Below are 475 nucleotides of genomic sequence, written 5' to 3'. Positions count from 1 at the left end.
GAGGATGAGGTGGGCGTTGGTGCCGCTGATGCCGAAGGAGGAGACGGCGGCTCGGCGTGGGTGGTCCGTCACTGGCCATGGGGTGGGTTCGGTGAGGAGACTGACGGCGCCACTCGTCCAGTCGACGTGTGGGGTGGGCTCGTCGATGTGCAGGGAACGGGGCAGGGTGCCGTGCTGCATGGCGAGGATCATTTTGATGACGCCGGCGGCGCCTGCGGCGGCTTGGGTGTGGCCGATGTTGGATTTGATGGAGCCGAGGTGGAGCGGCTGGTCGGCGGGACGGTCCTGGCCGTAGGTGGCGAGGAGGGCCTGGGCCTCGATGGGATCGCCGAGCTTGGTGCCGGTGCCGTGTGCTTCGACTGCATCGACCTGATCGCCGGACAGACCGGCGTTGGCGAGGGCCTGGCGGATGACGCGTTCCTGGGAGGGGCCGTTGGGGGCGCTGAGTTGGCTGCTGGTGCCGTCTTGGTTGACG

1 protein-coding gene is annotated in these 475 nt (G+C 68.6%); it reads right to left on the bottom strand.

Annotation, left to right across the window (positions count from 1 at the left end; all coding sequences use genetic code 11):
* Positions 1-475 (bottom strand): ketoacyl-synthetase C-terminal extension domain-containing protein (locus tag IH48_RS33950; protein ID WP_037844097.1); only part of this gene is annotated, 475 nt, incomplete at both ends.

The organism is Streptomyces sp. NRRL F-5126 (assembly GCF_000721265.1).
Classification (GTDB): domain Bacteria; phylum Actinomycetota; class Actinomycetes; order Streptomycetales; family Streptomycetaceae; genus Streptomyces.
This window is presented reverse-complemented; position numbering and strand designations above follow the sequence as displayed.